The organism is Xenorhabdus sp. TS4, from assembly GCF_014467265.1.
Taxonomy (GTDB): Bacteria; Pseudomonadota; Gammaproteobacteria; order Enterobacterales; family Enterobacteriaceae; genus Xenorhabdus; species Xenorhabdus ehlersii.
This window is the reverse complement of record NZ_NKHQ01000091.1, coordinates 1-1286: the sequence shown is the minus strand read 5'-3', so window position 1 is coordinate 1286 and position 1286 is coordinate 1. Positions and strand designations below refer to the sequence as shown.

The window sequence follows — 1286 nt, the reverse complement described above, 5'->3', positions numbered from 1 at the left end:
TGACGGTCAACGAATCCCGCGAACAGACCGAAGCTATCCATGCGGTGCAGCGCCAGAAGCAGACGCTCGAAGGCTTGCTGGCCGAGAACGAGCGGGACTCTCTGATGCAACTTCACCAGAACGCCCAGCGGCTGCTTAAGCCGTTGAATGTGGTCAATCCGTATGCGTCACAACTGACGTTCCTGTCAGACAAAACCCGCACGCGGCGAGACCATATGAAATACCTGACGTTGATACAGAGCATTGCTCTGCTGCACCAGCACCAACGGGAGATCAAGAGCACTGAGCATCGTGGCAAGCGGCTTGAATATATCGAAGTGACCAAAGACGATATCAGATTAGCGAACCAGCTCGCCCATGAAATCCTCGGCCGGACGCTGGACGAGATGCCGCCACAGACACGCAAACTGTTGCTGCTGATCCAACAGATGGCGAACGAAATGGCATCGCGAGGTCAACAAACGCTGCGGGAAGTTCGCTTTACCCGGCGGGATATCCGCGCCTACACGAACTGGAGCGACAGCCAGCTTAAACTGCATTGCCAGCGGCTCAGCGACATGGAATATCTGCTTGTTCACGGTGGCAGTCGCGGGCACCTGCTGCAATACGAACTGCTGTGGGACGGTGACGGCGACAGCGCCTACTTAAGCGGCCTGATCGTGCCTGTATGATGTTGGCAAGTCTGGGTAGTGTTGACGCAAGTCTATGCCAAGTCTGCCCCAAGTCGGGGCTAAGTCTGGGTAAGTAAAAGAGTCCTAACGCCATAGCCAGACAGGATTAGATGCCCGCAAGTCTGACAAAACGAAAAATCACTGTTCCGGCAACCTAATAAAAAATCCCCGTCATACCGTACTGCCGGATCGCTTCCATCACAACAAGGACAATCCGCATGACCATCTCACACGACAACACCCTGATCACACTGCGCCAGCAACTGCTGGCATATCTGGATACACAGGCCGCACAGGGAAAAAGCCCGCGCACGCTGGAAAGCTACCGGGAACGACTGTTACCGTTCGTGGACTGGTGCGAACAGCGTACCGTGCAGTATCCGGCACAGGTGACGCTGGGGTTGCTGGAAAGCTGGCAGCGCTATCTGCGGGCCTACCGCAAGGCCGATGGTCAGCCCTACAGCCATAACGGCCAGCGTGAACGTCTGGGCACACTGCGGTTGTGGTTCCGCTGGTTACTGCAACGCCATCACATCCTCTACAACCCGGCCGAGCAGATGGTGTTGCCAAAAGAAGAGAAACGGTTGCCCGCCCAGATACTGAGTGAACGGGAAA

Annotated in this window: 1 protein-coding gene and 1 pseudogene; both read left to right on the top strand. The window is 56.0% G+C overall.

All coding sequences use genetic code 11. The annotated features are described in order from the left end of the window. Positions 1 to 671 (top strand): annotated as a pseudogene (locus Xets_RS18855) (DNA primase); the annotation flags it as partial. Between the two features lie 218 nt (positions 672 to 889). Beyond that, positions 890 to 1286 (top strand): site-specific integrase (locus Xets_RS18850; protein ID WP_187652320.1); only part of this gene is annotated, 397 nt, incomplete at its 3' end.